Here is a 25,283-nt window from a genome sequence, read left to right on the forward strand (position 1 = left end):
ATTGATTATATTCATTTAATTTTTTTGAGCCCACATTTTACATTGCTCTGAAACCATCTTAGGCAAGGAGCCCACTTGATGAAATATTTCTAATAACAAAGAGGCGTCATTCACTTTATCTCTTACACCATCGAGTAATCGATCCACATACTCAGTATTTCCTAGTTGATCAACATATTTTTTAATTATCTCCGCAGTATTTATTATATCGTCAACAATTAAACTGCGCTCCATGGTGTACGGATTAATAAAAGTGCCCTCAAAACCATATCGGCAAGCTTCAAACCTATTTTGGTTATAAAGATTGTACACATCAGGGCAAACTTGAGTGGGTCTTTCTTCCAATAGATAAAGGGCTAAGGACTGAATATAGGCGGCAATCAATAGTGCTTTATTAATAGTTAGTGGGGCATCAAAAACTCTAATTTCAACGGTACCAAATTCAGGTTTAGGGCGGATATCCCAATAAAAATCTTTCATACTCGATATAATGTCTAAATTACGCATTTTATAATAATAATCTGAAAATTGTTTCCAATCCGTGAGATAAGGCATAACCCCACTTAATGGAAATGCATTAAAGGCTATCGAACGTGCGGAACAAAAGTGGGTATTAACGCCTTGATAAAATGGTGAAGAACCGGATATTGCAATAAGTTGAGGTACATACCGCGAAAGCGCGTGCGTAAGATAAAGGGCATCCTCTGAATTACCACAACCTATATGAATATGCTGGCCAAATTCAGTAGCCATTTTGGATAAAAACCGATATCTTCTTGAAATTTTTTTGTATCTTAATGTGGGAAATATTTTTTGCATCGCCCAGGTTTGAAATGGATGACAACCTCCACCACAAATCCCTATCTCCAAATTGGAAGCCTGTTTTAATAAATAGGCTTGCAATTCAAATAATTCCTGTAACATAGTTTGCGGGGACTGATGAATGGAAGTATTGATTTCAATCATGCTTTGGGTTATTTCAGGTTTTACTCTAATTTGATAGGATTCCGTTTTAATATTTCTAATCAGATCCTTAGCTCTAGAAATTAATGAAAAGGAGCAGGGGTCTATAAGCTGAAGTTCTAGTTCAACTCCAATTGAGGCCACTGAAGATTTTTTAAATGGCAGATTTCTTCTCATAAAATTCCTTAAAAATAAGCTCCTATGGATTAATTATAATCCAATTTGGTACCAATCTGGATAAATTGCAATGTAGAATTGCTTTGACTATTATGTAATTTATAGCTCATTGTGCCTATCAATCGGACAAACAAGGAGAGTAATGGATACTTTACAATGGCTAGAGCGGCTCATTAGTTTTAACTCCATTTCAAATAATTCGAATTTGGAAATTATTAAAACAATCGATGAGTGGTTCAAACTACATCATATTCCTTCGCAAGTTATTCCTGGCCCGGCTGAATCCAGAGTTAATTTATTTGCAACTATTCCTGCAACGAATGGGCAAACGGAAGGAGGGATTCTTTTGTCGGGTCATACTGATGTGGTACCTGTAGGTGGACAAATATGGAATACGGATCCTTTTGTAGCGACGAAATTAGATAATAAAATTTATGGGCGTGGTACATGCGATATGAAGGGTTTTCTTGCGGTGATTCTTGCTCTTACTCCTGAGTTTAAGAAATTAAAACGAGTGAAACCCATCCACTTTTCATTTACTTGTGACGAAGAAGTAGGTTGCCTGGGTATAGATTATGTAATTGATTTTTTAAAAACCAATAGGATTCAACCTGAAGGGTGTATTGTAGGTGAACCTTCTAATATGCGCCCAATAATAGGAGGAAAAGCTAGAAAACTTTATCATTGTCAAATACAGGGGAAAGCAGCCCACTCTTCTCTGGCTTTTGAGGGTTGTAATGCAATTGAATATGGGAGTCGTTTAATCAATTACATTAACTCTATTGCCCATTATATAAAAGAAAATGGGCCATTTGATAATGATTTTGATTGTCCATTCAGCACAATAACCATTAATATAGTCAGTGGTGGAATTGCAACAAATGTCATTCCTGGCACGTGTGAATTTATTCTTGAAGTTCGTTATATCAACCAATTTCCCATTGTAAATTTTCGTAGCCAAATTGAAAATTATATCAATGAAACGCTGTTACCTGAGATGAAAAAGACTTATTCAGAGGCTAGAGTTTATTTTGATGAAACTTCTGATGCACCCGGATTTCAAGCTTTGGAAAGCTCATCCATCCTTAAAGTCGTTCGTGCAGTAACCGGAATAAACGATCGATTAAAGGTTTCCTATGGAACTGAGGCGAGTGTCATTCAAAATGCCAATGTCCCCACCGTTATCTGTGGGCCTGGTGATATTAAACAAGCCCATAATCCGAATGAATTTGTAACTATAGAACAACTTAATCTGTGCGAAAAAATAATTAAAAATGTAGTTACCCTTTTTTGTACTCACCCACAAAGTAGTGACACAATTTAGAATTTTATTTATTACGAATCCGGTAAAAATAGCAATCCATCTCTAAATAACGTCCCTTTTTATAATATTTCATTCCACATTTTTGCATGACCCGGAATGAAGCAGTATTTTTTCTGTCAGCGTAGGCAATTATATAATCCGTATCAATATTATCCCTTGCCCATTTCAGAAGAGCTTTTAATATTTCGGTAGCGTACCCTTTATTCCAAAATTTTTGATGCAAAAGGTATCCTACTTTTATTTCTCCGCTGTCTAATTGGTTAAAATAAGCTTCACCAATAAATTTTTCACCAGATAGCCTAAAAATAATACAAGAAGGTAAATGCTTTTCTTTATAAAGAACTAAGGTTTCGTTAATATATTCCTTTATTTCTTTATCGCTTAAGAGGCCTTCTGGAAAAAATTCTTTGACTTTGGGATCCCTTTCTATATGTTTTAAATACTTAACATCATCTTTTCTAAGTAAGCGTAACCCCAGATGTTTGGTTTTTATCAAATAGTCGTCCATAACGTAATTTCCATATTAGGATATATATAATATACACCACTTTTTCTGCTAATTAGCCGAATCTAAAAAAAGTAATTGGATTATATTCGCTTTATAGGAGGATAGTTGTTTGAGAGGTATTTTACCCACTCCCCTTCAGAGTTCTTTTCATATTCTTTTTTGAACGAGTTCATTTAAGGCATTGAACCGAAAGTAGTTCTTTGTCTTGGAGCAACTTCAGCCAAATCGTTGATTGATCCTCATTTTCACTTACAAAAAGAACGGAGGAACTTTAATCACTAAACCTGATTATTTGGTCATGGCAACCTACCATCCTTCGGCTATTCTAAGAGCCAAAATATTTAAAAATGATAAAGCCATCTTTAATTATTTTAAACAAGACTTATTATTAGCTTATCAAAATGCGCTTTAGGGCATTACTTGTACGCCCCCTGAATTAAAAGATCAGTCTAAAGCAATAAAATCGGAAGGTCCCCTTTCAATAAACCGTTTGATTAATTGTTGCCAAAAAGGACGATACAATGCATTAAATAAAGGATGGGAATCATCAACAGGGAAACAAGGTCCATGATTCACTTCCAGTAACCAAACCTTATTACCTGCTGCCTCAACCATAAAATCAAAACCAAAGCAGGCAATTCGAGGCTGTCTGTCCTCCCAAACAGGAGCAAATCGCTTTTTCAATGCATTGACTAGCAGTTGGCAGATAAAAATTATCTCCATTTTGTAGGGTTGGACTATTGATATCTCATCACTTAAACGTTGCACTACGTTATATCGTTCGTCACTAAGATGTTCATTGGTAAGATGAGATTCCAGTTGGTTGAAATTATCTTCTTGATAAGGTTTTAAGGCGATATTCACATACCCACTCGGAAAAAGTGCTGCACCTTCGTGTGTAGATACCACCACCAATTCTCGAATAGAAAATTTATGCCCCCATTGGGGTCCCTGAATCAATTGCGGCTTAACAATATACCGTTGCAAAACTTGGGGGCCTCCCATGCGCTGATGAGAAAGAAAATGGGCTTCAATGGCGTTTAAATCATTAAATATATGGATATGTTGCCCATTATTTAACATAGATGGTTTTAATATCCAAGGAATGTTAGGAGGATGTGACTTACTGATATTAGCCAAAACAGTAGGCCAATTCTGATCATCGATATAATGGGTCTCTGGCATCAAATATTCGAGATGATTTGCCTGCAAAAAAGCCGCAAGCAGGTGCTTATACTCTAAAGTTTGACTAATCAGGGGAGAAAAATGGAGCCATTCTTCATTCACTGACGCCAGCGCAGAAAACTTACTTGACTTCCACCCCTCCGCTTTCAAAAAACGCGCTAAATTAGCATGGGTTGGTGTTTTGTTTTCTTCTAAATGAAATTTCCTCATAACATTGGTATCAATTTTTCAATTCGGTATTTATAAAACAAGTATAGCCATCATTAAATGGATCCGTGCTATAAAAATTGTAAAATTAACCGAATATGATTTTTATTTGTAGATGCACGTTTATTGCTAAAATAAACCTAAACCATTATAAGTCGAACAAAGGCAGTTGAATCATTTCCGTTGTCTTTTCTTGCTTCAATTTAATTCCTATACCCAATAATCTTATGGGCATATTTTTTCTGCAGAACCCCTCTTGGATAAGGCGCTGAAGGATAATTAAGTCAATTTTATCGTGTATGCATTCAACCGTGGTTTGCTGGAAATCATTAAATTTTAATTTAACAAACAAGCTATGAATGCCTGAAATTCCTCCTATACGCTGTATTCTTCCTTCCAGACGTCCCATTAACTCCGGTAACGCAGCAAAACATGCGTCCGCATCCGGTAAATCCTGCAAATAGGTTTCTTCGACACTAATGGATTTTCGAATACGCTCAGGATTAACTGGACGCTCGTCTATTCCACGCGCTAAATCATACAGTCTCTGCCCCATAATCCCAAACTCATTAAATAAATAATCCATTGAATGCTGTTGTACATCGCCACATGTTTTAATATTCAAAGAGTTTAATTTTTCCTCCATTTTAGGCCCTACCCCAAATAATTTGCGCACGGGTAAATCAATCATAAATGCAGCCACTTCTTCTGGCTTAATCACCTTTTGCCCATTAGGCTTATGCCAATCACTGGCAATTTTTGCCAAGCTCTTATTGGGCGCAATTCCTGCGCTCGCGGTAAGTTGCCGGGTCTGATAGATTCGCTCACGTAACTCTTGTGCCATCCAGGTAGCGCTCCCTTTACAGTTAGGAGAGTTCGTCACATCAAGATAGGCTTCATCCAAAGATAAAGGCTCAATTAGATCGGTGTATTCTTCAAATAAGGATCTGATATATTGACTTTCGTTCCGATAAACTTCCATACGTACTGGCCGTAAGATTAGGTTACGACATAACTTCATTGCTTTTCCTGTGGGCATGGCTGAGCGTACTCCATAGGCTCGTGCCGCATAATTGCACGTGGCGATAACCCCTCTTCGATCCGCCGCCCCTCCTACCGCGATGGGTTTATCGGCCAGCTCAGGAAAATCACGCATTTCGATAGCGGCATAAAAACAGTCCATATCAATATGAATGATTTTTCTTATTGGGTTCATTTCAATTTCTATTCTTTAGTTCATTCATGATAAAAACCCTTCAATCTAAACGAACTTGAGGCACCTCAGACCATCGGGTGGTATAAGCAGGTGATTTAAGCTCGGCCCGCATATCCCAAGGTTTGGAATACCCTTCAGCTGCCAGGCGAATCGTACTTCGTCCATACTTTTGATTGATTCGTTCAAATACGCTCATCAATTGTTCTGTGTGGTTTAGTTGCTCATCAGTTGGCTGATGGAACATATCCAATTGCATAGGATCTTTAGGAATCAAATCCTCAAGGCAAACCCCTGCTTTTTTATAGTAATATCCTGATTTAAAAATACGTTGCAAACATCGCTTAGCGATTTGGGTAACTAATCGCAAATCGTCGGTCGGAGTAATGAACTTAAATTCTATAGATTGAAAGTGTTGCCCCAGATCTTCTCGAAACCGATTGGTATGTACAAAAACAAACAGGCGCTGTGCTACCAATTGCTGAGTACGCATTTTCTCAACGGCTCTGGCACAATGACTACTTATAGCTTCGGCAATGGCCGAAAAGTGTGTTTGCATTTGTCCAAAACTTTTTGATGACATGATGTTTTGCTTCGGCTCGACTTCCTCCAATCCTCCACAGGCAATTCCTCGAAGCTCCATTGCGGTTCGCATTAAAACGACATTAAAACTCTTCTTCAGATGGTGAGCATTGGTCATTGCCAAATCATAGGCCGTATGTATTCCCCGTGCGATTAATTTATGTTCCCATTGTCGTCCTACCCCCCATATATCCCCTACTGAAATTTGCTGCAATAATTGCTCGCGATTCGACGTAATGTCGAAAACAGGTATCTTAAAAACCTTTTTACATAAATAATTCGCCGCTTTAGCTAATGTTTTAGTCGGTCCAATACCGATGGAAGTAGGAATTCCCGTGTGTTTTAAAATTTTCTTTTGTAATTGCTCGCAAAAAGAAGTAGGACAATCAATTGGTAAGCTACTTAAATCAAGAAATGCCTCGTCAATGGAGTAGATTTCCACATGAGGCCAGCTTTCCTCAATGGTACACATCACTCGATGGCTGATGTTTCCATAAAGCGTGTAATTCGAGGAAAAGGCTTTCACTCCATGCTTTTTGCACAAATCTTTAATTTTAAAATAAGGTTCACCCATGGTAATACCTAAGGCTTTTGCCTCATTCGAGCGCGCGATGCAACATCCATCATTATTAGAGAGAACCACAATCGGAGCATCCCTTAAGTCAGGACGAAATAGACGTTCGCAACTGGCGTAAAAATTATTACAGTCGATAAGAGCAAACATATTAGGCAAGCTCATGAAGAACTAAGGTAACCACCCCCCAAATCACCATTTCATTCTCCTCGGTAATTTCAATGGGTTTAAATTTGGGATTTGCCGGAAGCAATTGAACTATTCCCCCTTTTTTTGAAAGACGCTTCACTGTTAGCTCACCATTGACTGCAGCAATCACAATACGACCATCAGAGGGTTCTATGCTTCTATCAACTAAAAGCCAATCACCCGAAAAAATACCCGCCTCGACCATCGAATCTCCGGTGGCTTGCAAAACAAAGGTAGCTGAAGGATGTTTAATGAATTTAGTATTTAAATCGAGATATCCCTCTATATAATCATCAGCAGGTGAAGGAAATCCAGCTTGTATTTTACTGGCGAACACGGGTAATTGATAACTCTTACGATTCTTTACGTGCTCTAATTCAGCAAGCTGAGATACTGTTAAACGAACCGCTTTGGTAGGCTCACCCCTAGGACGCCCTGCTCCTATTCTTTTTCCGCCTCGTGGTGACATAATAACTCTTTTTTTGATTTACGTACAAATATCATAGACAAGGAAAAATCCGCTGTAAATCCTTTCTTAAAGGCTTAAGGCTAAAATTAATACTAAGTCATCGAGAATAATCAATTTTTTTCTTGTCAATTTTTTATTTGGACAAAGGCTGCAAAATGAGATTGACCTATTTTAACTCAATAACAATAAAACCCTTATGTGGAATATAAATGATCAACCGCTTACTGCTCTTGTATTTGGATGGAAGGCAGCTTGGTAAAAGATGAATCACCTGATTAATTACTAATTCCACAAGGAGTTTGACAGTCTATAAACAGACTTATCCACAGAAAATGTGCATAACTTAAATGAAGTTGCAGTGATTTAAAAATGATATAATTCAGACGCAGCAAGGTTTTTTTTATACATTGCTGTTTTATAATTCATATTTGGTAAAAAGATATCCACAGAAAAGGGATTAAAGAAAAAATTCAAACATAGGTATCTTATACAAATAAAAAATAAAAAAACAGTCTTGACTCCCACTATTTTTATTTTTAATTTTTGGCTCCCTACGTGATTAAACTCTTTGCTTAAAATAATAACAACAATAATCGAACCTCCATAATGTTAATAACTCAGATTGGCTTTTTTATGATAATGTTCCCAGGATATAGTGTTACTCCTGCAGTTTAATAGGGTCATTCTCGCGCAGGCGGAATCCATCCATCAAATAATTCCTAACTTTGTTTTGGAGAAAAAATTCCCGCCTACTCGGGAATGACATCAATTGTGGACGAGCATATCGGTTAGACAATTTGACCAAACAAACGATTTAAACCACAGAGTTAATTATTAATTAATAAAACCATAATGTTTTGTGGATTATAATGCCTCAAGCTGTATTTAAATTAATCAATCATGACTGTAGGCATCCTTAATAACTTAAAAGAAGTTTTTGATAATATCTGTAATCATTATCTAAAAAATCCTGTTGACGGATATATTTATGTACCATTTAGGGAGGATGAACTCTCAGAAAAAGTGAAAAAGGATATTCAAACATTCAAAAATAATAATGCAAGCAGGTTTAAAAATAAAAATTTTATCATTTTATTACACAACCAATGTGATTTATCTACTTTGCCTCCTAATACAAAAATTTATGTGCTAGGCCACGGAATTGATTGTCATCCCGATAGAAAATTATCCTCTGTCTTAGATAATCCAAATTTACCCTATGAGGAATTAAAACATCTCCCCTTTCATGATTGGCCATATTGCGTTTCGGGAGGGAAAAAAGCAGTTACAGTAGAGGATATTTCTAAACGTATGATAGCGGACGGAATAACTCAAACAGATAATATTACTATTAAATTGTGGTTTTGTGATCCAAATAATAAAGCTTACATAATGGCCAAACGATTTCTAGAAGGATTTGCTGATTATCCAACTTCTATAAGAGTTGATTATTATGAAAACAAAATTTTGTATTCCCCTTGTATACGAGAGGGTGAAATGCATAAATGGGCAAGAAATGAAACAACCACTTTAGTAGAAAGAGCAAGTTCAATAAGAGAGTCGCTATTTTTTAAACCGGATACTCTTGAAAATCAAACGGAGATTGCTGCCTGTAATGATTTAGTAGAGGAAACAAGATGTATTGTTTAGAAATAGATCTTGTTCCTTTCTTGTCTTTACCATTAATCTGATCGCTCTATCGATACAACTTAGAAGCTTTGATTGCATATGAATTCATAATCCTCCATACATTACAACCTGACTTTTATAGACATTTCTTTTGGTTAAGATTAAGGTTTGAAATTTTTGCTCTCTTCTATTGCATCATCTTTATAAGAGCTTAGTTTTTCTTTTAGCGCAACTTGTCCTTCATAACGGATATTTTCTCTAATCTCGTCTGCAGTATTCCAATCCTGTCCTTTAAACCATTGTATGAGTTTTGTAAAAAAATCACGTACTTTCGGAGGTTCTACTTCTAATGTCTTTTCGGTTAGCTGGCTAGTAAATTTTTTAATTGCACCCTGGACCATGCTTTTCGAACATTCGTTTGCTGCTGCAGCTATCTCATTTTGAAACGTTTCCCAAGCTTTCACTGCGGGGGACTGGGAGTTCGCCCCAATCGCCTTGAGCTCCATAGAAGCTAAATCAACTTTCATCTTAAATTTGTCAATTAATTGTTTATCTTTTTGCCGAACAATCAAATCGCGCAAGTCATCAATTCCTGTATTCTTTGCAGCACTGGTCTCCATAACCTTTATATCTGGAAGCTTATGTTTTTCTTTAAATTGTTGAATATCTTTCTGTGTAACCTGTTGTTTCTCACTCTCATCTGTTTTAGTAATTGCAATTATAATTTGAGAATCAGGTTTTTGTTTCCGGACTTCCATTATATAGAAGTCAGCCTCTTGTAAGGATTGTTTGTCACTTTGATCAATGCAAATCACATTGATTGGCTCTGCCCTCACCCATTGCTCCTTTTTTTGCCTATGCTTGACAGCCTCTCCATGAGTAGTTAGTGTAACGCGAACATCTCCGCTTTCGCTTTGGAATGAGTTATTTGAAATACCAATTGTAGTACCTTCGTCTGTCCTGTACCTCCTACTCGCCAAAACATTAACCAGTTGCGTTTTTCCTGAACCCCCACTCCCGAAAAAACCAACTCTCAGTTCTCTAATAGGATTTTTTGCTTGAGCCATAATACTACTCGCTTAGAAAATTCACCCTACCCTTAATTATAGCTGTATTTGACCTGTTTGCTTAAAAATGAACCACACTCCTCATTTAATGACCTAGTGCAGAAGTGTCTTTTAACCTTCAGTAATAAAGTTTTAGAAATCGAATCTGATATGCAATCAGTAGCTAAAACTAAAGTCTTTTATTTTTTGAATTATGACTATACTCAATTAAAAGAAGCGTTACCCAAAGACAAGTGCAGTTTATTTATCTCTTCAATTTTGCATGCAGCTAACAGCAAACACGGAAATTACGTAAACGGAATTTAACATGAGAATATTAAATATTAAGGTATTAAGAGGTCCCAATTATTGGAGCCAAGAGAGAAAAAAATTAATTGCTCTTAAAATAGACCTGGACGATTTAAATAATCCTGCATACATTACCGAAAACTTTTCAATGAATTTAAAAAAACTCTTACCTAGCCTCACTCATACTGCAAAAGATCATGGGAGTTTTTTTGACATATCGCAGTCGAACTACAAAACTTAGCAGTTATGCATACGAGTTTCGAAAAAGAAATCGCTACGCGTAAAAAGGGTATTTATTATATTGTTTTTTCTTATGAAATTGAAAAGGCAGCGCTTCATGCAGCAAATTAGCTGTTCCGATTAACGAATGTATCGCACTTTCCAGCAATTTGATTAGCTATGCACCGCAAATCGGGCAGGAAAATAAGAGGCAAATCACCCATTACTTGCTATTATAAGTTTCTGTTTTTCAATCTAAAGTAAATATGGCTGATATAATTTTCATTGGTGCAGGACCTATTGGTCTGTTAGGTGCAATACAATTAAAACTACAATTCCCGGAAAAAGAAATTCTCATGTTTGAAAAATATGAGGAGCCTATACGCAATCACGCGATGTATGTTGAACAAAGTTCTTTTGCGGGAATGGACAGAAGTAAGGGCTTCGGAGAAGTGCTTGATAGTATCCCTTCTAAAGTAATAATCAGTGATTTAGAAAAAAAACTAAGAGGTTTTGCCACCTCAATAGGCATTAAAATTCAATATCAGGAAATTAAGGATTTTAATGAATTAAAAAGGCAACACCCTGATACCGAGTATTTCGTAGGCAGTGGAGGTTTACGAGGTATTGTGCATCCTCAAGTTTTTAATGGAGAAGATCAGATCAATGAGCCTTTACGCTATGCGGTTGAAGTAAAATATAAAGCCTCGGGTGCAACACGACCGCTTAATAAAGTCACAGAACTGCCAGGAGTACTTGCATATACCAATCATTTAGTATCCGAGTATGTAGGCCATTTAAAAGATGATCTTACTCCTGTTTCACTCAGAATTTTTGTCGATGAACCTACTTTTAAAGCCATGAAGGACGCTACATTTAAAAATCCCTATACGCTTACTGATGAAGATAAAATTCCACAAAATCTATTTAACACCATAACTACTTATTTGAAAGCTAGGAAACACCTCGCATCTGAAAAGATCGAAGAAAACAGTTTAAAAATCTCTACCATTAGCTTATCCATTTATGCGAGCAAAGATTTTTGCAGAAAAGTGGATGGTAAAACCATCTTCCAAATTGGAGAAGAAGGATTTGCCTGTCCGTTTTATCGAAGCTTTAATGATAATGCGTTATGCATCCCTTTCTTCACTAAAGCAATGAAAGCGTTGTTCGAAAAAAAGCATGTAGAATCGAACAAATTTAACCCCAGTTCGCTTTTTAGTATTTCTTCCATTGAAGAAGATCCCCTGGAATACTATCAACATAATGTGCAAGGATTGGTAAATAGTGAAATTCGAACAATTCATTACTTAAATTTTGGCATTGAAATGCTTGAAACCTCGGTAGCTTCAACTCAATCCGCTCCCAAAATTACAGGCTCTAAATTGAACTTAAAAAGAGGAGGTAAAACCTTCTTGGATGAGATGAATAGAGCGCCTTCAAATAACATGACAGAACATACCTCATTGCCCAAATGTGTACTGATATAACTATATGAATAAGGGGTCAGACTCGCAGTTTGACCCTATTACATAAGCAAAATATTGTGGCGCGCAGATGAAATTGCTCGCCAATTTGGTAATAATATGGGGCTATGATATGTGTGATGGGCTCAGAAAATTTCTCGTGATACACGGAAAAATCATAAAGGATATCAATCATCAACAAGTGACCCCATTTAAAAACCGACCCATAGGATAATAATGTCCAATAAACTGGGACGGATATTAAGATTAAGTACCTTCATCAGATTTGCACCGTGGGTGCGAGAAGAGATTAAGTAATTCTAAAGATTAAGGGATAAGCACGAAAATGGAAATTTCTCAAAATTTTAAGGAAGATGCCAAAGCCATTTTAGAAGCAGCACCCGATTTGTACCTTATTCTATCACCACAACTAACCATTGTGGGGGCTAGTAATGCCTATCTTAAAGCGACTATGGTACAAAGAGAAGACATCTTAGGCCGACATCTTTTCGATGTGTTTCCAGATAATCCCAACGACCAATCCGCATCAGGTGTGTATAATTTACGCCACTCATTGAATCGTGTTTTAAAGGATAAGGTTTGTGACGCGATGGCCATCCAAAAATACGACATTCGCCGCCCCGCCTCTTTTGGAGGTGATTTTGAGGTACGTTATTGGAGTCCACTTAATTGTCCGGTGCTAGAAAATGGCCAAGTCAAATACATTATCCATCGAGTAGAAGATGTCACGGAATTTATTCATCTTCAGCAATCACATGATTCCCAGCTGAAAATCATCGAAACTTTGCAAAGCAGCAAAGGCAAAGCGGGGACCGAAATCTTGAAAAGAGCCAAAGATATCCAGGAGCTTAATAAAAAATTGCAAGACAGTGAACGATACAATGCCGCTTTTTTATCAGCGATTCCTGATGCGATGATATTAACCAACCAAGATGGTCTTATTGAATTTAGCAATAATCAAGTCGAAGAAATGTTCGGCTATTCCAAAGAAGAGCTATTAGGACAATCCGTTGAAATCTTAATGCCAGAACACTTCGCTAAAGCTCATCCACAACATCGTGATAGCTATTTTAAATCGCCTCGCGTGCGCCCCATGGGTCTTGGAATGGAGCTTAGTGGTAAGCGAAAAAATGGAGAAATATTTCCTCTTGAAATTAGTCTGAGCCCCTTAGATACCGCTAAAGGATTAGCTGCCATAGCCATTATTCGCGATGTCACTCGTCAAACGGAACAAAACAAATTATTACAGCAAAAAGAAAAATCACTTCGAGAAGCGTATGAGATTGTTGAAAAAGAAAAATTAGAATTGGAGTCGATTAATCAAAAAATGTTTTTGATTACTCAATTAAGTGAAACATTGCTGGCCTGTAAAAACATTGACGAAATACTTGAATCTTTTACTTCATTTGCCACTGAAATTCTTGATTTTTCTGATGGTGTCTTATATCTCATGCATAATTCACGCAATTACCTTGATAAGAAAATTACCTGGGGTAATAAGAGCAATGACTACGCCATAACTTTTTCTCCTGATGAATGCTGGGCATTAAGGAGAGGATGCATTCATCAAGTGAGTAATTCGCAACCCACTGTTATTTGTCAGCACATTAAAGAAATGCACCAGACAGAACACGCATCTTTATGTATTCCTTTAATGGCTCAATTTGAAATATTGGGCTTGTTGTTCATTGATACAAATTCAAGTTGTTCCTCTACTGAAAAACAAAGCGCTTTAATTCATGTGGTTAGCGAAACTGTTTCATTAGCTATTGCAAATATACGTCTAAAAGAATTGTTGCGTTCCCAAGCAATTCGCGATCCCCTCACAGGTTTATTGAATCGCCGTTTCCTGGATGAATATGTGGTGAAGCAAATAAGTCAGGCAAAACAAAACCAAACAAAGATTGCATTCATTATGGTTGATGTAGATAATTTCAAATGCGTTAATGACAACTTAGGCCATGATACAGGGGATCAAGCATTGGCTTTGTTAGGAAAGCTGCTTGCATCATTAACTCGTGAGGGTGATTTGGCTTGTCGTTATGGTGGAGAAGAGTTTTTATTGGTTTTACCTTACTGTACTCTAGATAATGCACAACAAATTGCAGAAACCATTCGCGACGAGGTCAGTAAAATGCCAATTACACTTAAAAGCAATGTCTTTAGTATCACCATTTCTCTGGGGGTTTCTAGTTATCCTCAGCATGGTTCTTCAATGCATGAATTAATCGAGGCGGCCGACAAAGCACTGTACGTTGCTAAAAAACAAGGTAAAAATAGAACCATCATTTTCTCTGATGAGTATTCACCCGGAAGAAAATCTTAAGCACTACACATTAAATCGATAAACTAAATTTTTCTCAGCGCATCAATCTTATGTAATGCATGAGTACAAAAATATAAAAGCTTTAGGCATCTGATACGCAAATATTGCGACAGGGAAAATATTATGATTCAAATTGAAAAAATAACGGGTGAACTCGCTAAAGCCTTGTGTCAAACCATAACAATGGAGTTGCCTGAATACTTTGGATTACCAGAAGCAAATGAGCATTACGCAATTGGGGTTACCCAACGTATAAATTTCGCCGCTAAAAGGGGTGATAACTACATTGCTCTCATTTCAATTGATTTTCCTTACCCTAATAATGCCAATATTTATTGGATGGCTGTAAGAAGGGATTTTCACCGTCAAGGTGTTGGAAAGCAATTAATAAATGGAGCTTGTCATTATGCTGTAACGCAAGGAGCTAAAACCATAACCGTTGAAACACTGAGTCCATCTAAATCAGAAGCGAATTATCTTAAAACGTATCGTTTCTATCAATCGGTGGGCTTTAAAGCTCTTTTTGATTTAAAACCCGCTGGATATGAATGGAATATGGTATATATGATGAAGCAGCTTGCGCCTTCAACAATAAACCAACAAGCTATTGTTATTAAACCCTTGGCATTGACTGATATCCCCTTGCTGGTCGATGCTTTTCAAAAAGTAAATTGGCCAAAACCTACATCATTATTTGAAACGTATTATCAAGAACAACAACAGGCTGAGCGAGTCGTATGGTTGGCTTATTTTCAAGACCAAATTGCAGGCTATGTTACGCTAAAATGGACATCGCTCTATGAACCATTCGCTCATAAACAAATCCCAGAAATTATGGACCTAAATGTATTGCCTTCTTTTCGCAGATTTGGAATAGGAAGTACTTTACTAACAGTCGCTGAAGAAAAAGCAGCAAGTCAGCATTCATACGTAGGTATTGGTGTAGGCTTATATAGCGGGCAAGATGGTGGATATGGCCAGGCGCAACGACTCTACATCAAACGGGGCTATATTCCTGATGGGCTGGGAGTCACCTATAACTATAAACCACTTGTTCCAGGAAAAATGGTTTCTTTAGATGATGATTTGATATTATGGTTTACTAAAAAAGTGAAATAACACAATGAAATTTCCCTATCAACTCATCGAATTAACCCATACTTTGGATGAAACCAGCCCTTCTTGGGAGGAAAACTGTGGTTTCTCGTCAACAATAGTATTGGATTACGCTGACTGTACCAGCGAAACTTCATTTCGCGTGCAACATCTTACTCTGCCGGCAGGGATAGGAACGCATATGGATGCGCCCTCGCATTGCTGTCCTGATGGATTGTCTATAGACCAAATTCCACTGGACCGATTAGTTGCTCCTTGTATTCTCATTGATGTCTCCCAAAAATCGCATGAACTATATAGTGTCACCCCACAAGATATCGCTGATTTTGAAAAAAAACATGGCCTAATTCAACCTGGTTCGTTTGTGATCATAAAAACCGGCTGGGCACGTTTCTGGGGTAACCCCATCCAATATCGTAACCAGTATAATTTTCCCAGTGTCTCGGCTGAAACTGCCCTCTTGCTGGTGTCACGAGACATTGTGGGTTTAGGTATAGACACCTTATCGCCTGACAGGCCCGATGATGGTTATCCAGTACATCGCATTTTGTTAAGTTCAGGACGATACATCGTGGAAAATATTGCCAATAGTGAACAATTACCCTCTAAAGGGAGTTTTGTTATGGCTTTCCCATTGAAAATAAGGCAAGCAACTGAGGCACCTACGCGTTTAATTGGACTATTGCCATGAACGATGATCTACATATCAAAATAAATTGATTTTGCATTGGACTTTGAGTTGATTAAATAGAATGAATAAAAGCATTTTTGATGACCTGGAACATTTAGAAAAAGAAGCCGCTCTTTTTGGCCTGCAATGGGAAACCAAAGCCCAAATTATGGCGCAAATTCGAAGCGAGTGCCTGGAGATTGAAGAACATCTGGAGGCAAAAGACAAAAGAGCTGCTTTGCAGGATGAAATAGGCGATTTACTGCACGCAGTATTTTCTTTATGCACTTATTGTAAGTTTGATACCGAGCTCACTCTGCGAAACAGCCTGAATAAATTTGAACAACGTTTAAATGCGATGAAGGATATTGCCAAAGAACGCGGCTTGGAAAATCTCCAAGGCAAATCGGTTATGGAGCTAATGCACTACTGGGATTTGGCAAAACAAAGAACCACGATTCCAGAAACTGCAGGTATTCGTGGCACTCCAAAAGCGCTCCACCTATGGGAAAAAGTAAAGCAGAAAGAGATAATATTAAATAATGTCTGGTGTAATCAATGCAGGAGCATAAGCAGAATTAAATCCCCGGTTGTCATGGAAGATGGTAGGACAATTAGGCTTGAAGGCGAATGTGGATCATGTGGTGCCCAAGTTGCACGCTATCTGGAAGAAGCATGAAAAATAATGATGCAGCTACCCAATGGGCTGTTAATTATCTGGAAGCTCATGATTACAAACTGGTTGCGATACAAAAAATAGTTGAACCAGCCCATTCCATCGTGAAAAAAATAAACACCTCAAAAGGCGTCTTCTATCTGAAGCAAACGCCGCCCGAACTTTATCTTGAACCCGACACTATCTCTTTGCTTCAAGCTCAAGAATGTCAGCATATCCCAACAGTCATTGCAAAAAATGATCGATACCATTGCTTTTTGACACCAGCTTGTGGTGATGTCACTTTACGCGCTCTGTTTTTAAAGGACAATGTTGATACTGACTTATTGGGACAAGGGATTAGTAATTATGTATCGATTCAAAGAAAACTAGAAAATGATATACCTCAGTTGGTTGCTTTGGGTATTCCCAATTGGCAGCTTGATCAATTTCCGTTGCTTTATAGCAAGCTTATAAAAGAAACGCAGCTGTTAATTGATGATGGCTTAACTCCCAAAGAAATCACTGCCCTTAATCAGGCTTATGGGTTCTTTGTAGAACAATGTGAACAACTGGCAGAGTATAAAATCCCTGAAACCATCAATCATTGCGATTTTCAGGATAATAATATGCTACGTTCACCAAACACAGGAGAGATAAGTATTATAGATTGGGGAGAAACAGTTATTGGTCATCCATTTTTCTCGCTTAATACTTGCTTATGGAATCTGACTTATTTTCACAATATGAAGCCGGGCGACACCCAATACCAAGTACTACAGCATATTTGCGTATCTTCCTGGTTAGGTAGTTATAAAGAAAGCGATTTAATAACAGCTTTCAATATCGCCAACAATCTCTTGGGTATTTTTGCTGCTTTAAGTTACAAACGAATATATAAGGCAACTGCAAACCAGTCAAAGACCGTCCAAGAAGAACATCCTGGCTCCATAGCGGGTTGTTTAAGAAGCTTTTTGAGCAGAAGACAATGACGCTAACCTTCGCCTCATACATTTTTAGTCACCTACCATCCAGAAGTGACGCAAAAATATTATAAAGCAAATACTGCACGGATATCCCTCTTGGCTCGTTGAAAGCAGAATGGGGTGGGATAAATATTTGTACCGTGCGTTCTATGGTACGATACCTAGTTGCTGTTGCTGTGGTTCTAACCTAATTAATATATCATTAAGTTTAGAAATAACAGTAGCAATTTCAGGACGCTTAGTCGGATCCTCTTTGGTCATTTCCTTTAAAATTTCTTTTATCTCATTACGTAGGTCAGTTTCTTCTGATGAAGGAATGATTTGAGAGTCTTGGATGTACTCAAATAAATCAAATCCCATCTTGTCCGGATCGTAACATCCATTCTTGTGTATTTCTTCAAGAGCGAAGTCAACAACCTCCTGACCACTCTGTGCATTTAGCTCATCCGTAAAGTAAGAGCTAGGATCTAAATTTGGATTTAAACACGCTATTAACAACACCCCAAGTTGAAAGATGTCTCTTGCTGGAGTTACTGGTATAGTATTTGTAGAGCTTATTTGAAATAGTTCGGGCGGTAAAAAGGCTGGGCTGCCATAAATAGTATCCTTTTCACCAACTTTTAAAGCACTATCTACATCTAAAAAATTAATCGTAGACTCCTTCCCGGATAAATAGGCACGTATGTTCTCTAGTTTAATATCCCTGTGAACAAAATTTTTATCGGAAATTTGTGTTTTATATGCTTCTAATATAGGAAGCAAGACACTTTTGACCATTGCTGCAGTATCAGGATCAGCATTACTAATAAAATCGACAATTTCTACATCTAGATCTCTACCCTTTAACTTATTCATGAGCGCATAACTTTTTGAGAATAAACCGAGTTGAGCGTGAGATTTTTTAACCTCAATAGGGGGTTGCATACCTATATGACTAAAGTTTTTAGTTTGCTCATAAGCTGAAACTGCTTCTGAGTGACTATATGGAGCTGCACCAGTATCGAGTATTTTCTTTTGGGCATACTGGGTGTTTTTTACTCTAATAGCCTTGTCCTCACTTGGCGTATAAGTAACCTTACCACTGGCTATATCAACATCAATATAACCCATAGCCCCTCTAGCTTTACTGAAAGCCCCTTTTCCAAGAAAGTCTTTACTAATAACATAGTACCTTTTAATGTTAGAATTGGTGTTTTCCTGATCAAGAATCAAGTTGTGAGTTATTTCTAGTTCGAGAGAAGGCCCTATCTTATGTTCTCCTTTCTTCTCAAGAAAAGCTAAATCATTCTTAATCAGATAATCACCTAATGCTTGTGCTTCTTGTGAGGAATTATTAATCAAAGTGGGATCAATTTTAAGTTTCATGGCGAGATACAAATTAATACAACATGTTTAAATTATAGGCCATATTTTAATTATCGGTGCTGAACCCCTTATATTGTTCCAGCAGTTATCGAAAAGCGTCTAAGACATAAAATGCCATCTGTAATGACTACGTATAATAAAAATGGATGCTGCTCCAAAGTAAGTGGGCTTTATATGCTTGGGCGATCACATCGGAAAGAATATATATATCTGACCAGGATCTTGAAAAATGTAATCAGCAAAACTATAAAAACTTTCTACTAATGTTATTTGATTCATGTTTACTTGAAGGTTATTTCCCCTTTTCAAAAATGATACAGTAATTAGATCAGGTATCCCGGATAGAACAAGAAGCTTTACATTTTCAATTCGACAAGATAAAAGGTCACTTAGAACCCATATAAAAGGCTAGTCAATGTATATTTCACAGACCATAAAATGGATCCAATCCATGGTGATCGGACTCAACTTCTGTCCTTTTGCAAAACATGAAATGGATAAAAATAGGGTAAGGATAGAAGTAAGTTCAGCTAAAAATTTTGAAGAAGGCCTTCAGGATTTATTCATGGAAATTGAACTTTTAAACGCAAATCCTGGTACGGGAACGACTTTACTCCTTTTTCCACATTTTTTAAGTGAATTTCTTGAGTATTTAGACTTTGTTGATCTTGCCAATGAAGCCATAATGCAATCTGGATACCAGGGAGTATACCAGTTAGCAACTTTTCACCCCGCATACCAGTTCTATGGAACTACCGAAGATGACGTAAGTAATTATACCAACCGCTCCCCCTACCCTATGCTGCATTTATTAAGAGAAACGATGCTTGATCAAGCAATTGCCTTTTATGGCTCCACTGAAGCAATACCAGAGAACAATATAGCGAATTTGCGAAGCCTAGGTTTAGCAAAAGTAAAACAACTTCTAACAGATTGTATGCAATAGCAAGCATGACCTTCCAGTAACCCCATACTTATCGTCATTGCACAACTTCATATGAACCACAGTTTAATGAGCAGTTCAATCTAAAGACGTTCATTTTCCAAACCAAAGAAGATGACCGCAAACAGCACAAAGCACATATAATGCACACAAAGACAATTATTGAATCACCATGAAAAATAATATAAAATTTAATTTTTTTCATCAAAGCATCAATAAGGTGATTTCATGTCTGGTAAACCGCTGCATGTTTGGAGAGCAAAATGGAACTATCTAACTCACAAAAATGATAATTTTGATGTGATAAAAAAATTATTATTTGAATATTCCGGTTCTTTTTCCCACACTCCATTAGGACAATGTTATGCCTGGGGCGGTATGTTTGGTAGATTTTTTGGAGGAAGATGGGGAACCAACCATGGAAACGAGGTCCAAAAAGCTTTAGGTGCCATTCATAATCAAACCTTGGGCGATACCTGGTGCCCTGTATCTGGTCCACAAACCGAGTCTTTTACAGAACAAAAAGATGATCTGAGTATCAAAGTGACCATACAAGATTGTTATGGGATTACCTACGAGGAGCAAAGAAAGGGTGAGGTAATTAGAACCTTTTTCTCTTCTAGAATTGAGTGTGATTTTTCTCCTTCTTTAGAGGTAAAAATAAAGGAGCTCCTGCAACAAATAAAGAAAAATTTAGGGAATAAACCCATAAAACCCGACGGAGATCTGAATCGTATATTTACTGTTATAGGCGAAAAAACGGGGATTCAATATAGCGATATCGAGTTGAAAAAAGATTATGCACGAGAAGAACGACTTGAGCGGCTACCGAAGTTGCTAGAAGCCCTTGAAAAGGAACAAAGTGCACCATCTAACCGGCCTCAAATGCGATTAACCAAATTACATCACTCTATAGACTTCTAAGGATATCCAAGCAAGAAAATTTCAATTAATTTGTAGCGACAGTTTACATCATTAAATTAATCTCGTTATAGTATGAGTAAGTATTTACAAATTAAGGATAATTAGTGAAAAAGAATATAATTTATATTATTTCGGGTCTTATTTTTGCAGGAAACTTATATTCAGGGACCATGGGAACAGATACACCAATTAGAAATTTATATATAAGAGGTGATTTAGGTTATAACTTCTTTAATGACCCCTCGGCAATGACTGCGAGTTATCTTTCAAATACTCCAATCAGTGCGCTCGATACGCATATAGAAGACAGACTGGGCTATAATGTTGGGATTGGTTATCGATTCATGCCGCAATTGAGAACCGACGTTACATTTACTTATCGCCCTTCCATTTCATTCCAAGCAACGGATGATGCACCTGAAATAGGTACTGCGAAACTCAGAAATTATACCGTTATGGCTAATGGTTATTATGACTTTGATTTAAACCTACCAGTTATGCCTTATTTAATGGCTGGTATCGGCCTGAGTTCTAATACAACCAATAGTATTTATTGGCCTTTCGTACAGCAAAATGAATTCGGTCATACCGTCAATCACTTCGCTTGGCAGGTAGGCGCCGGATTGGCTTATGCTCTCTGTGATCGTTTGTTACTTGATTTTAATTATCAATTTGTGGATCTGGGTAAATTTTCCAATACTGGACATTATGATACCGGAGGTCCTTTTAATATTGGTTTAATTGGAACACCAACAAGTTTTAATACATTATACAGTAATCAGATTCAATTGGGATTGCGATATTATATTTTATAAAAGGCCTAGTTATTTTCTTAATATTCGAGATAATTTTGCTTTGAATCAAGCTTTTCAGAAGTAAAAAAACAACAGTAACAATCTTAGCAAGATTGATGATACCAATTTATTGAAAAAATCTTCTATACTCTTTAGAGGACTTCTGAAATTAAATTGGAGAGGCAATGAATAAAACGGATCCCCCTTATAAAAAACTTTGGCGATCACGAGATAATAAAATTATTGCAGGGGTTTGTGGCGGTTTGGGAGAATATTTTAACTTCGATCCATTTTGGGTTCGTGTTTTATTTATTGTATTTTTCTTAGCCGGAGGTGCGGCTTTTCTTGCATATGTGATTATATGGCTTCTCGTCCCGTTGGAACCACTAAATAAAGAAAAGAAAATTATTAACCCGGATTTGTAAAAAAATTTTTTAAGCCTCATTTAAGGAAAAATTATCCTAGTCATACCGCAGAAAAACTGGATAAGTTTATCCTTGTGCCAGGTTTTGTTCAGGAGAATGCAGCTCATCCATTATTTCCTTTATGTTTGGATCTTGATATAAATTTTCACGTATAGCAGCAAAAGTGTTTGATGTAGGACTATTCAATATGGCTCTCAGTCCTTGAACATGGGTGTTCTCATCAGCATCAGGTTCCATTTTTGATATTTTCTTAATTTCAATTAGATTTTTTACAATATTTGATTCGTTATTATAATCAATTCGTTTAAGAATATTCTTTAATTCATTGATATAGCGAGGAGAGTTTTTCTCCTCATTGTAAAATAAGGAACTGGATAATATATTGTAAATAATATCAATATTTTCGCGTCGATCCAGAGGATCTATTTTCATTACGTCCAAATGGGTTCGTGATAAAGAAGGATTGGAGGACACTGGTCTTAAACTTTTAATGTATTTAATCCCGTCAAGAAAGGCCATATGAGTACCATCATATAGTTTCATTGATTTGTTTAATTTGTCGCAAAGCTCAAGAGAAGATAATTGAAGTTGTTCTCCTTTATTGGGATCAAAAAAGGAATAGGTATCGTCATGGTTCTTTTTGATTAACATGGAATGTCCTTCCATTTTACCAAAGGATTTAGAAAAAACCTTAAATTTTATATAGGTTCCCACCTTCAGTTCAGCTAATTTATTGGAGAGCAATGCAGCATCCACTTGTTTTTTATCTGAACTTACTTCTGAGAACGTGAATAGGGAGTAAGGGTATTTATTCAAAAAATATGCGGCAAATTTTTCAGCAGAACTACTGGTATCCAAAATATGGCTTCCAATCACCCAATCATTATTTAACTGATACAGCCCTGCCAACAAATGAATATCATTTAAATTTTGAGGAAGGAGTCCGTTTAAATCAAAAGAATCTAAGGATTCGTTCTGAGCAGAAAATCCCAAGAGATCTTCTTTAATAATATAATTACAAATTAATTCACAAAGACCTGTAAATCTAAGACGAGCCCGATTAAGTGACTCATAGTGGGCATCTCCTCTTTGTTTTTCAATAAAATCATCCTGATTATAATATTTTTTATATGGAGTAACGGAATTAGACCTATTTACTGTATCTACTTCATCATAATTGGAAACTATTTTTTCTGTTAGAATATCCATAACCTTTTTAAAAGAACTCACGGTCTCCTCATCGATGGATTCATCTCCGAACATACCTCCTTCAAGAACAGTTCGTAACTTCATAAACCGTCTACTTTCGTTTTCTGTGAGTTCTGTTGTATTTATGTAATTTGTTAAGGCAGATAACAGTCGAGGCTGAAGATCATTTAACAGTGGGATTGCTTTAACATAGATGTCTATAAAATATAATAAATTTTGCTCTTTATTTTGATTTTGGGCTAACTCTTCGCCTAATTTGAATTTAATAAATTCCAGCGAAGCGTTATAAATAGTTCCTAGCTGAGCAGGAGTCCAAACTTTATCCTCCTTGTTTTGGAATTCATGTTTCATTTCTTTTAAAACACGAATCATTCCATGGAAATCTTTTTTGGACTCTGCTTCTTTTAATACTAAGAGGTAAGTACTTTTTATCCGTTGATTTCTTTTTAAAAGAAGTTCTAGTTCCTCGATGCTGTTATCTAAAATTGCTTCTTTATCCACATCAATTGCAGTTATCGAAATATTATTCTGCAAAGAATCGCATAGGCTTCGAACCGAGTTAAAATTATTTTGGGCTAAATCAAGATGAACGAGCGTATTATTTTGTTGAAGTGCCTCACTTAGATGCTTTAATCCTTCATTACTGATTTGATTTTTAGATAAAATCAAAGTGGCCAGTGCGTTGTTAGATTGAAGAGCAGTCGCCAAATGTTGAACACCTTTGTCGTCCATCGTATTTTTCGATAAGTTCAAATGTGTGAGAGAAGAGTTATTTTTAACGAGTTCGGCTGCAACAGGATACTTTGTAGAGTCAAGGCCATTTGAGGACAAATTCAAATGGGTTAGAGCGGGGTGAACCATTAAAGCCTTAGTTAATGCTTCTAATTGTTCAGGATAAGATGCATCCAAACCACAACTTCCCAAATCCAATTTTATTAAATTTTTATTATTTTTTAATCCATTTGTTAAATAATCTGAGTAGTAATTGCCAAAAAAATTTGTTCCCAGGTTTAAATTTTTTAAAGAATCACTCTCCGTTAAAAGCTGGCTTAAACCATCATCAAATTGTAAACCACAATTATTTAAATTAAGTTCCTCAAGCGAGGGATGTTTGCTTAATATTTCCAATAAACTATTTGTCATTCCTGCAACACTACAACCCCCAAGTTTTAATATTTTAAGACTTGTATTATCCTGTAGCGCGTTTGCAATTTTAGTTATCCCTTTCACATCAAGACTGGTGTTACTTAAATCAATTTCTTTTAAAGTCGTGTTATGTTGTAACATTTCCGCAATAAAGGGGGCTTCTGTATCTCCAATGAAGTTATTTTTTAAAATCAGTGATTTTAATTGTGTATTTTTTTTTAAAGCCGTTGTTAATAATTTGATAAAATCACTGGTTACTCTATTGTCAGGTAACTTGTGGCACTCTAAATATTCTAATCTGGTATTATAATCCAAGGTCTGTATGATGTGTTTCCAGATCTCAAAATCCTTTTCCAGAGAGGATAAATCAAGTCGAGCTCTCGTTTTCTGTAACTTTTTTGCTAAGGAATTCTCATAAATATAGTGAGAATAAAAACTTTTTATGAGTGCTTCAAAAAAAAATATTCGAGCAGTTAGCATAGCCAATCTCAAAGAACAAATAATATATATTATAGAAGAATCCAGTAATTTTTTTATTAGGACACCTAGTGATTCCGCCTTTGAATAAAGTATTAATAAGTTTTTTACTTTGCAAAGATTGTGCAATTATCATTCATCATGATAACATTTGCTGCTTAATAAA

At 36.6% G+C, this 25,283-nt stretch carries 22 protein-coding genes; 13 read left to right on the forward strand and 9 right to left on the reverse strand.

The features are described 5' to 3' along the window. Nucleotides 1-15 precede the first annotated feature (15 nt). Complete coding sequence (locus ACWTE2_RS08920) at nt 16-1,140, reverse strand: YbdK family carboxylate-amine ligase (RefSeq protein WP_454785065.1); 1,125 nt, start codon at nt 1,138-1,140, stop codon at nt 16-18. Between the two features lie 142 nt (nt 1,141-1,282). Here ACWTE2_RS08920 and argE point away from each other — a divergent pair, with 142 nt between their 5' ends. Then, the gene (argE, locus tag ACWTE2_RS08925; protein WP_454785066.1) at nt 1,283-2,464 is read left to right on the forward strand and encodes an acetylornithine deacetylase; all 1,182 of its coding nucleotides are present in this window, start codon (nt 1,283-1,285) and stop codon (nt 2,462-2,464) included. A 4-nt stretch (nt 2,465-2,468) separates the two neighbouring features. On the opposite strand, the gene ACWTE2_RS08930 is transcribed toward argE, so the two are convergent. From ACWTE2_RS08930 to ACWTE2_RS08950, 5 genes are all read right to left on the reverse strand, one after another. Beyond that, nucleotides 2,469-2,960 (reverse strand): GNAT family N-acetyltransferase, encoded by a 492-nt coding sequence (locus ACWTE2_RS08930; protein ID WP_454785067.1) that lies wholly within the window; start codon nt 2,958-2,960, stop codon nt 2,469-2,471. A 456-nt stretch (nt 2,961-3,416) separates the two neighbouring features. Next, nucleotides 3,417-4,367, reverse strand: coding sequence for an ATP-grasp domain-containing protein (locus ACWTE2_RS08935; RefSeq protein ID WP_182393091.1), 951 nt, complete (start codon nt 4,365-4,367; stop codon nt 3,417-3,419). 145 nt (nt 4,368-4,512) lie between these two features. Next, nucleotides 4,513-5,580, reverse strand: coding sequence for a DNA polymerase IV (dinB, locus tag ACWTE2_RS08940; RefSeq protein ID WP_454785068.1), 1,068 nt, complete (start codon nt 5,578-5,580; stop codon nt 4,513-4,515). 40 nt (nt 5,581-5,620) lie between these two features. After that, complete coding sequence (locus ACWTE2_RS08945; RefSeq protein WP_454785069.1) at nt 5,621-6,898, reverse strand: Y-family DNA polymerase; 1,278 nt, start codon at nt 6,896-6,898, stop codon at nt 5,621-5,623. Continuing rightward, complete coding sequence (locus tag ACWTE2_RS08950; protein ID WP_454785070.1) at nt 6,885-7,391, reverse strand: LexA family protein; 507 nt, start codon at nt 7,389-7,391, stop codon at nt 6,885-6,887. Before ACWTE2_RS08950 ends, ACWTE2_RS08945 begins: the two co-directional genes overlap by 14 nt. Before the next feature lie 900 nt (nt 7,392-8,291). Here ACWTE2_RS08950 and ACWTE2_RS08955 point away from each other — a divergent pair. Then, nucleotides 8,292-9,041: a hypothetical protein gene (locus tag ACWTE2_RS08955; RefSeq protein WP_454785071.1), complete on the forward strand. Its 750-nt coding sequence runs from the start codon at nt 8,292-8,294 to the stop codon at nt 9,039-9,041. Between the two features lie 140 nt (nt 9,042-9,181). On the opposite strand, the gene ACWTE2_RS08960 is transcribed toward ACWTE2_RS08955, so the two are convergent. Then, entirely contained in the window at nt 9,182-10,087 is a 906-nt protein-coding gene (locus tag ACWTE2_RS08960) for a GTPase domain-containing protein (RefSeq protein WP_454785072.1), read from the reverse strand. A 504-nt stretch (nt 10,088-10,591) separates the two neighbouring features. On the opposite strand from ACWTE2_RS08960, the gene ACWTE2_RS08965 reads away from it, so the two are divergent. From ACWTE2_RS08965 to ACWTE2_RS08995, 7 genes are all read left to right on the forward strand, one after another. Then, a complete protein-coding gene (locus ACWTE2_RS08965) occupies nt 10,592-10,726 on the forward strand; it encodes a cyanophycin synthetase family protein (RefSeq protein ID WP_454785394.1) in 135 nt (44 codons plus the stop codon). Nucleotides 10,727-10,860: 134 nt separating this feature from the next. Further along, entirely contained in the window at nt 10,861-12,084 is a 1,224-nt protein-coding gene (locus ACWTE2_RS08970; RefSeq protein ID WP_454785073.1) for a hypothetical protein, read from the forward strand. A gap of 322 nt (nt 12,085-12,406) precedes the next feature. Continuing rightward, nucleotides 12,407-14,407, forward strand: a complete 2,001-nt coding sequence (locus tag ACWTE2_RS08975) for a sensor domain-containing diguanylate cyclase (RefSeq protein ID WP_454785074.1) — start codon at nt 12,407-12,409, stop codon at nt 14,405-14,407. A 123-nt stretch (nt 14,408-14,530) separates the two neighbouring features. Continuing rightward, nucleotides 14,531-15,526 (forward strand): GNAT family N-acetyltransferase, encoded by a 996-nt coding sequence (locus ACWTE2_RS08980; protein WP_454785075.1) that lies wholly within the window; start codon nt 14,531-14,533, stop codon nt 15,524-15,526. Between the two features lie 4 nt (nt 15,527-15,530). After that, nucleotides 15,531-16,214 carry a cyclase family protein gene (locus ACWTE2_RS08985; protein WP_454785076.1) on the forward strand — a complete coding sequence of 228 codons (684 nt, stop codon included), beginning with the start codon at nt 15,531-15,533 and terminating at the stop codon, nt 16,212-16,214. Nucleotides 16,215-16,275: 61 nt separating this feature from the next. Continuing rightward, complete coding sequence (locus ACWTE2_RS08990; protein ID WP_454785077.1) at nt 16,276-16,872, forward strand: MazG nucleotide pyrophosphohydrolase domain-containing protein; 597 nt, start codon at nt 16,276-16,278, stop codon at nt 16,870-16,872. Further along, nucleotides 16,869-17,840 carry a phosphotransferase gene (locus ACWTE2_RS08995; RefSeq protein WP_454785078.1) on the forward strand — a complete coding sequence of 324 codons (972 nt, stop codon included), beginning with the start codon at nt 16,869-16,871 and terminating at the stop codon, nt 17,838-17,840. Before ACWTE2_RS08990 ends, ACWTE2_RS08995 begins: the two co-directional genes overlap by 4 nt. 141 nt (nt 17,841-17,981) lie before the next feature. Here ACWTE2_RS08995 and ACWTE2_RS09000 read toward each other — a convergent pair whose 3' ends face one another. Next, the gene (locus tag ACWTE2_RS09000; RefSeq protein ID WP_454785079.1) at nt 17,982-19,199 is read right to left on the reverse strand and encodes a protein kinase domain-containing protein; all 1,218 of its coding nucleotides are present in this window, start codon (nt 19,197-19,199) and stop codon (nt 17,982-17,984) included. Between the two features lie 415 nt (nt 19,200-19,614). Between ACWTE2_RS09000 and ACWTE2_RS09005 the strand changes: the two genes are divergently transcribed. From ACWTE2_RS09005 to ACWTE2_RS09020, 4 genes are all read left to right on the forward strand, one after another. Beyond that, nucleotides 19,615-20,145 (forward strand): DUF1415 domain-containing protein, encoded by a 531-nt coding sequence (locus ACWTE2_RS09005; RefSeq protein WP_454785080.1) that lies wholly within the window; start codon nt 19,615-19,617, stop codon nt 20,143-20,145. A 225-nt stretch (nt 20,146-20,370) separates the two neighbouring features. Then, nucleotides 20,371-21,066 carry a hypothetical protein gene (locus ACWTE2_RS09010; protein ID WP_454785081.1) on the forward strand — a complete coding sequence of 232 codons (696 nt, stop codon included), beginning with the start codon at nt 20,371-20,373 and terminating at the stop codon, nt 21,064-21,066. A gap of 104 nt (nt 21,067-21,170) precedes the next feature. Then, nucleotides 21,171-21,881 carry an outer membrane protein gene (locus ACWTE2_RS09015; RefSeq protein WP_454785082.1) on the forward strand — a complete coding sequence of 237 codons (711 nt, stop codon included), beginning with the start codon at nt 21,171-21,173 and terminating at the stop codon, nt 21,879-21,881. A 164-nt stretch (nt 21,882-22,045) separates the two neighbouring features. Next, a complete protein-coding gene (locus ACWTE2_RS09020; protein WP_182393074.1) occupies nt 22,046-22,285 on the forward strand; it encodes a PspC domain-containing protein in 240 nt (79 codons plus the stop codon). Between the two features lie 66 nt (nt 22,286-22,351). Here the strand turns inward: ACWTE2_RS09020 and ACWTE2_RS09025 are convergent, their stop codons facing one another. Next, nucleotides 22,352-25,120: a leucine-rich repeat domain-containing protein gene (locus tag ACWTE2_RS09025; RefSeq protein ID WP_454785083.1), complete on the reverse strand. Its 2,769-nt coding sequence runs from the start codon at nt 25,118-25,120 to the stop codon at nt 22,352-22,354. Nucleotides 25,121-25,283: the final 163 nt, after the last annotated feature.

The sequence above is a fragment of the Legionella nigrisilvae genome (assembly GCF_977063395.2).